General features: G+C 74.5%; 6 protein-coding genes. 3 read left to right on the forward strand and 3 right to left on the reverse strand.

Features of this window, described 5'->3' with window-relative positions; genetic code table 11:
- Positions 1–200 precede the first annotated feature (200 nt).
- Both AB0O29_RS33615 and AB0O29_RS33620 read left to right on the forward strand, forming a co-directional pair.
- Positions 201–1,697: a DNA-3-methyladenine glycosylase 2 family protein gene (locus AB0O29_RS33615; protein ID WP_365159535.1), complete on the forward strand. Its 1,497-nt coding sequence runs from the start codon at positions 201–203 to the stop codon at positions 1,695–1,697.
- Positions 1,694–2,188: a methylated-DNA--[protein]-cysteine S-methyltransferase gene (locus tag AB0O29_RS33620; protein ID WP_365159538.1), complete on the forward strand. Its 495-nt coding sequence runs from the start codon at positions 1,694–1,696 to the stop codon at positions 2,186–2,188. Before AB0O29_RS33615 ends, AB0O29_RS33620 begins: the two co-directional genes overlap by 4 nt.
- Positions 2,189–2,194: 6 nt before the next feature.
- On the opposite strand, the gene AB0O29_RS33625 is transcribed toward AB0O29_RS33620, so the two are convergent.
- Genes AB0O29_RS33625 through AB0O29_RS33635 form a run of 3 tightly spaced genes read right to left on the reverse strand, consistent with a single transcriptional unit; the run spans position 2,195 to position 4,941 of the window.
- A complete protein-coding gene (locus tag AB0O29_RS33625; protein ID WP_365159541.1) occupies positions 2,195–2,623 on the reverse strand; it encodes a hypothetical protein in 429 nt (142 codons plus the stop codon).
- A gap of 55 nt (positions 2,624–2,678) precedes the next feature.
- The gene (locus AB0O29_RS33630) at positions 2,679–3,176 is read right to left on the reverse strand and encodes an NUDIX hydrolase (protein WP_365159544.1); all 498 of its coding nucleotides are present in this window, start codon (positions 3,174–3,176) and stop codon (positions 2,679–2,681) included.
- A gap of 43 nt (positions 3,177–3,219) precedes the next feature.
- Positions 3,220–4,941 (reverse strand): BCCT family transporter, encoded by a 1,722-nt coding sequence (locus tag AB0O29_RS33635; protein ID WP_365159547.1) that lies wholly within the window; start codon positions 4,939–4,941, stop codon positions 3,220–3,222.
- 143 nt (positions 4,942–5,084) lie between these two features.
- On the opposite strand from AB0O29_RS33635, the gene AB0O29_RS33640 reads away from it, so the two are divergent.
- A complete protein-coding gene (locus tag AB0O29_RS33640) occupies positions 5,085–6,233 on the forward strand; it encodes a glycerate kinase (RefSeq protein WP_365159550.1) in 1,149 nt (382 codons plus the stop codon).
- Positions 6,234–6,412 lie beyond the last annotated feature (179 nt).

Here is a 6,412-nt window from a genome sequence, read left to right on the forward strand (position 1 = left end):
CTCCGCCCCCGGACCCCCGCGCCTCAATCGCCGGCGGGGCTATAAACAGCCCCGCCGGCGATTGAGGCGGAAACGGAGAAAGGGCGGGGCGGGGAGAGACTCCGCGCAGCGGCCCACCCGCACCCCGCCCCGCGGACGGGCTAGGCTTGATGTCGGAAAACCGCCAGCCCCGTACCCCCCGGGGCCGGGATCCTGGAGCCATGTACACCGACACCGACCGCTGCGTCAGGGCCGTGCAGTCGAAGGACGCCCGTTTCGACGGGTGGTTCTTCACCGCGGTCCGGACGACCGGCATCTACTGCCGGCCCAGCTGCCCGGCCGTGCCGCCCAAGGTCGAGAACATGAGCTTCCTGCCCAGCGCCGCCGCCTGCCAGCAGGCCGGCTACCGGGCCTGCAAGCGGTGCCGCCCCGACACCAGCCCCGGGTCTCCCGAGTGGAACGCCCGCGCCGACGCCGTCGCCCGCGCGATGCGCCTCATCCAGGACGGGGTCGTCGACCGCGAGGGGGTCCCCGGGCTCGCCACCCGGCTCGGGTACTCCGCCCGGCAGGTCGAGCGGCAGCTGAACGCCGAGCTCGGTGCCGGACCCCTCGCCCTGGCCCGCGCCCAGCGCGCGCAGACCGCGCGGCTGCTCATCGAGACCTCCGCGCTCCCGATGGGCGACGTGGCCTTCGCCGCAGGGTTCTCCTCCATCCGGAACTTCAACGAGACGGTCCGGGAGGTCTTCGCCCTGACCCCCGGCGAGCTGCGGGCCCGCGCGGCCCGGCGGGGGGCCGGGCGGGACGAGCCGCGGATCCCGGGGACGATCGTCCTGCGGCTCCCCTACCGGGCCCCGCTGAACCCCGACAACCTCTTCGGGCACCTCGTCGCCACCGCCGTCCCCGGCGTGGAGGAGTGGCGGGACGGGGCCTACCGGCGGACCCTGCGGCTCCCCCACGGCTCCGGGACCGTCGCCCTCACCCCCGGCCCCGACCACATCGGCTGCCGGCTCGCGCTGACCGACCTGCGGGACCTGACCATCGCCATCAGCCGCTGCCGGTGGATGCTCGACCTGGACGCCGACCCCGAGGCCGTCGACGAGCAGCTGCGCCGCGACCCGCTGCTGGCCCCGCTGGTGGACAAGGCCCCCGGGCGCCGGGTACCCCGTACCGTCGACGCGGCGGAGTTCGCCGTACGGGCGGTCCTGGGCCAGCAGGTGTCCACGGCCGCCGCGCGGACCCACGCGGCCCGCCTGGTCACCGCGTACGGGGAGCCCGTCGAGGACCCGCAGGGCGGGCTGACGCACCTGTTCCCCTCGCCGGAGGCACTGGCGGGCCTCGACCCCGAGGCGCTGTCCATGCCGCGCAGCCGCCGCGCCACGCTGACCACCCTGGTCGCCGCCCTGGCCGACGGCTCGCTGCCGCTGGGCATCGACAGCGACTGGGAGGCGGCCCGCGCCCGGCTGAACGCCCTGCCCGGCTTCGGCCCGTGGACCACCGAGGTCATCGCGATGCGGGCCCTCGGCGACCCGGACGCCTTCCTCCCCTCCGACCTGGGCGTCCGCAAGGCCGCCCAGGGGCTGGGGCTGCCCTCGACGCCCGCCGCGCTCACCGCCCGCGCGGCCGGCTGGCGGCCCTGGCGCGCGTACGCCGTCCAGTACCTCTGGGCCACCGACGACCACCCGATCAACCGCATGCCCGCAGAAGGAGCACCGTCGTGACCAGCACCAAGCAGCACACCGTCGTCGACAGCCCGTACGGGGAGCTCACCCTCGTCGCCACCGACGGGGTCCTCAGCGGGCTGTACATGACCGGCCAGCGCCACCGTCCCGGTGAGGAGTCCTTCGGGGAGCGGGTCGCGGCGGCCGAGGAGCCGTTCCCGGAGGTGGTGCGCCAGCTCACCGCGTACTTCGCCGGCGAGCTGACGGAGTTCACGGTCCCGGTGAGGCTGGAGGGGACCGCCTTCCAGCGCAGCGTCTGGGAGCAGCTCGTGCGGATCCCGTACGGGCAGACCTGGTCGTACGGGCGGCTGGCGGCGGAGCTGGGCAAGCCGGGCGCCTCCCGGGCGGTGGGGCTGGCCAACGGGAAGAACCCGGTCGGGATCATCGTCCCCTGCCACCGCGTGATCGGCGCCTCGGGCTCGATGACGGGCTACGGCGGCGGGATCGAGCGCAAGGTGCGGCTGCTGGAGTTCGAGGGACGCGGCGCCTGACCGGGGTCAGACCACCGCCAGGGGGACCAGGAGCGCGAAGCCGGCACCCGCCTCGACGGCGTAGGCGTAGAGCGACGGGTGCTGGACCGGTGCGGCGAGCAGGACCACGCCCTGCTGGGTCGCGGCGGCCTTCACCCACTCGTCGTCGGCGCCCAGCCGGCCCTGGTACCAGCCCTCGCACGGGCCGGGGCCGGTGACGGCGAGGACGTCGTCCTCCCGGCGGTAGAAGGCCTGCCAGCCCTCGGCGGGCGCGGCCCAGGCCTCGAAGTCCTCGAAGTTGGCCCAGCCGCCCTCGCGTATCGCGGTGTCGAACAGCCAGACGGGCATCCCCTCGGGGGAGAGCTCGCCGCCCGACTGCTCTTCGGTGGTGAAGTGGACCATGGGAAGGGCGTCGGGACCGTCGGCCGTGCTCGGCCACGCGTACATCGTGATCATCTGTTGATTCTGCCCTGGGTCGAGGCGTTCGGGACAGGCCGGTGCGGCGGGCGTTTCAGGCGTTCTCGGGGCGGCGGCCGTTCTCCAGTTCCACGGTCCCCTCCCCCGACTCCAGTACGCGGCAGGCCTCTTGGGTGCGCCGGCCCAGCGATCCGAGGAGGTACGCGGGGAGTTCGGCCGGCTCGACGAGCTTCCAGGAGAGCAGTTCCTCCTCCTGGAGGGTGATGGAGGCCAGCTGCGCGGCGTCGAGCACGCCGCCGTCGTAGAGGTAGGCGACCAGCGGGGGCCGGCCCTCGCCCAGGCTCCAGTCGACGGCGAGGAGCCGGCCGAGGGGGAGGTCGAGGCCGATCTCCTCGGCGCTCTCCCGGCGGGCGGCGGTGCGCGGCGACTCGTTCCGGTCGGATTCGATCGTGCCGCCCGGCAGGGCCCAGCCCTCGCGGTAGTTCGGCTCGACGAGCAGGACCCGGCCCCGCTCGTCACGGAACAGGGCGGCGGCGCCGGCCAGCACCCGGGGCAGGCTCGCGATGTAGGTGGCGAAGTCCGTGGTGGTCACGCCGCCACCCTAACGGGCCCGCCCGGGCGCCGTGCGGGGTGGATCACCCCTGCGGGTCCGGGCCGTCCTCACGGTCGCGGCCCCGGCTCTCGGCGACGCGGCGCAGCCGGGGGTGGCGGGCCGGGTTCGCCTCGGTGACGGCCTCGCCCACCATGGCCCGGACGGCGTCGCGCAGCCCGTGCAGGGCGGGGTGGCGGGCGGGTCCGGCTCCGGGGTCCTCGCGCAGTTCGCGCAGCAGCGCCCAGCACAGCAGCAGCATGACGACCACGAAGGGCAGGGCGACGAGGATGGTCGCGGTCTGGAGGGACTTCAGGCCGCCCGCGACGAGCAGGACGGCGGCGACGGCGGCCATCAGGACGCCCCAGGTGACGACGAGCCAGGTGGGCGGGTGCAGGGAGCCGCGGCTGGTGAGGGAGCCCATGACCAGGGAGGCGGAGTCGGCGCTGGTGATGAAGTACGTCATGACCAGGGCCATGGCCACCCATGAGGTGAGGGTGCCGAGCGGGAGGGCGTCGAGCATCGCGAAGAGCGAGGCCTCGGCTCCCTCCTTGGCCTTGGCGGCGAGGTCGGCGGCGCCGGTGGAGTCCAGGCGGATGGCGGTGCCGCCCATCACGCAGAACCAGACGACGGTGGCGCCGGAGGGGACGAGGAGCACCCCGACGAGGAACTCGCGGATGGTGCGGCCGCGGGAGATCCGGGCGATGAAGGTGCCGACGAAGGGGGCCCAGGAGAGCCACCACGCCCAGTAGAAGATCGTCCACGCGCCGAGCCAGGCCCGGTCGGTGAAGGCGCCGGTGCGGCTGGCCATGGGCAGCAGTTCGTGCAGGTAGCTGCCGACGCTGGCGGGGATCACGTCGAGGACGTAGACGGTCGGGCCGAGCAGGAAGACGAAGACCATCAGGGCGGCGGCGAGCACCACGTTGAGGGTGCTGAGCCATTTGACGCCCTTGTGCAGGCCGGAGAAGGCCGAGAGGACGAAGGCCGCCGAGAGCGATCCGATGATGATCAGCTCGACCCCGGTCGAGGCCCGGATCCCGGTGGTGATGTTCAGGCCCTCGGCGACCTGGAGGGCGCCGAGGCCGAGGCTGGTGGCGGTGCCGAAGACGGTGGCGAAGACGGCGAGCAGGTCGATGGCCTTGCCGGGCCAGCCGGCGGCTCGGCGCGCGCCCATGAGGGGCACGAAGGCGGAGCTGAGGCGGTTGCCGCGGCCCTTGCGGAAGGTGGCGTAGGCGAGGGCGAGGCCGGCGATGCCGTAGATGGCCCAGGGGGTGAGCGTCCAGTGGAAGAAGGAGTAGTCCAGGGCCGCGCGGGCCGCGTCGCCGGTCCGGGGGGCGGCGCCGCTGGCGGGCGGCGGGGCGAGGTAGTGGGTGAGCGGCTCCCCCACCCCGTAGAACATCAGGCCGATGCCCATGCCGGCGCTGAACATCATCGCGATCCACGCGAGGTTGCCGAACTCCGGCTCGGAGTCGTCGGCGCCCAGGCGGATGCGGCCGAAGCGGCTGACGGCGAGGACCACGCACAGGACGAGGAAGACGTCGGCGGCGATCACGAAGAGCCAGGCGAAGTTGTCCAGCACCCAGGCCAGGGCGGAGCCGGAGGCGCTGTCGAAGGAGCCCTTGCCGAGGGCGGCCCAGGCGACGACGGCCAGCACGGCGACCACCCCGACCGCGACGACGGTGCGGTCGGGGCTGTCGTCCGGCGGGCCGCCGCCGGGCCCCGCGCCCGGGGTGTCCGGGCGTGCCTGTTCCAGTGATTCCGCGCTCATGCGGCCACACTATGCAGGCGTATATCCGTATTTAGGTGCATGGCGCGCCGGGTGTGGCCCAGGCCACTCATGGGCATAGGAGGATCCTCCGGATAAGCTCGGGGTGGCGCGACTGCACTGTTCGATAGCAAGGGATTAGCAAGGTGACGGACGGAGCAGTAACTGAGGCCGCGCGCGTGCTCATCGCCGCGGACAAATTCAAGGGCTCGCTCACGGCCGTTCAGGTCGCTGAGCGGGTGACGGCCGGCCTTCGCAGGGCCGTACCCGGCGTGGAGGTCGAGACCCTCCCCGTCGCGGACGGCGGCGACGGCACGGTCGCGGCCGCCGTGGCGGCCGGGTTCGAACGCCGGGAGGTCCGGGTCACCGGTCCCCTCGGCGAGCAGGTCACGGCCGCTTTCGCGTTCCGTGACGGCACCGCCGTGGTCGAGATGGCCGAGGCCTCCGGGCTCCAGCTGCTCCCCGCGGGCACCTTCGCCGCGCTGACGGCGACCACGTACGGCTCCGGCGAGGTGCTGAAGGCCGCGCTGGACGCGGGCGCGCGCTCGATCGTCTTCGGCGTGGGCGGCAGCGCCACCACCGACGGCGGCGCGGGCATGCTCGCCGCGCTGGGCGCGGTGTTCCTGGACGCGAACGGCGAACCGGTGGGCCCGGGCGGCGGCGCGCTGGCCTCGCTGGCGTCGGCGGACCTGTCCGGGGTCGACCCGCGGTTCGCGGACGTGGACTTCGTGCTGGCCAGCGACGTGGACAACCCGCTGACGGGCCCCAAGGGCTGCGCGGCGGTCTACGGCCCGCAGAAGGGGGCCTCGCCGCAGGACGTGGCGACCCTGGACGCGGCCCTCGGCCACTACGCGCAGGTGCTGGAGAAGGCGATCGGCCCCAAGGCCGCCGAGCTCGCCGCCTCCCCCGGCGCGGGCGGCGCGGGCGGCATCGGCTACGGCGCGCTGCTGCTGGGCGCGAGCTTCCGTCCCGGCATCGAGCTGATGCTGGAGGTGCTCGGCTTCGCCCCGGCGCTGGAGCGGGCCACGCTGGTGATCACCGGTGAGGGCTCCCTGGACGAGCAGACCCTGCACGGCAAGGCCCCGGCCGGCGTCGCCGCCGCGGCGCGGGCCGCCGGGAAGCCGGTGGTGGCGGTCTGCGGGCGGCTGCTGCTGGGGCAGGAGGCCCTGGAGGCGGCGGGCATCCACAAGGCGTACCCGCTGACGGACCTGGAGCCGGACCCGGCGAAGTCCATCCCGAACGCGGGGCCGCTGCTGGAGCGCGTCGCGGAGAACATCGCCGCCGAGGTCCTCTGAGTCCGGCCGGCCGCTGTTCCCGAGGCCCGGTACCCCGCTACGGGGTGCCGGGCCTCGGCCGTACGCGGGCGGGGGCGCCGCTGCGCGGGGCTTGCTCCCCGCCCCGCCCTTCGCCCGTTCCCCGGGGCTCCGCCCCAGACCCCGCGCCTCAAACGCCGGCGGGGCCGGAATTTAGCGCA

Origin of the sequence: Streptomyces sp. NPDC089915 (genome assembly GCF_040684675.1) — a bacterium.
In the GTDB taxonomy this organism is placed as follows: domain Bacteria; phylum Actinomycetota; class Actinomycetes; order Streptomycetales; family Streptomycetaceae; genus Streptomyces.

Excerpts from the sequence above, each read along its gene's own strand:
- AB0O29_RS33615 (WP_365159535.1), top strand. The coding sequence starts at position 201 with ATGTACACCGACACCGACCGCTGCGTCAGGGCCGTGCAGTCGAAGGAC.
- AB0O29_RS33635 (WP_365159547.1), bottom strand. The coding sequence starts at position 4,941 with ATGAGCGCGGAATCACTGGAACAGGCACGCCCGGACACCCCGGGCGCG.
- AB0O29_RS33625 (WP_365159541.1), bottom strand. The coding sequence starts at position 2,623 with ATGATCACGATGTACGCGTGGCCGAGCACGGCCGACGGTCCCGACGCC.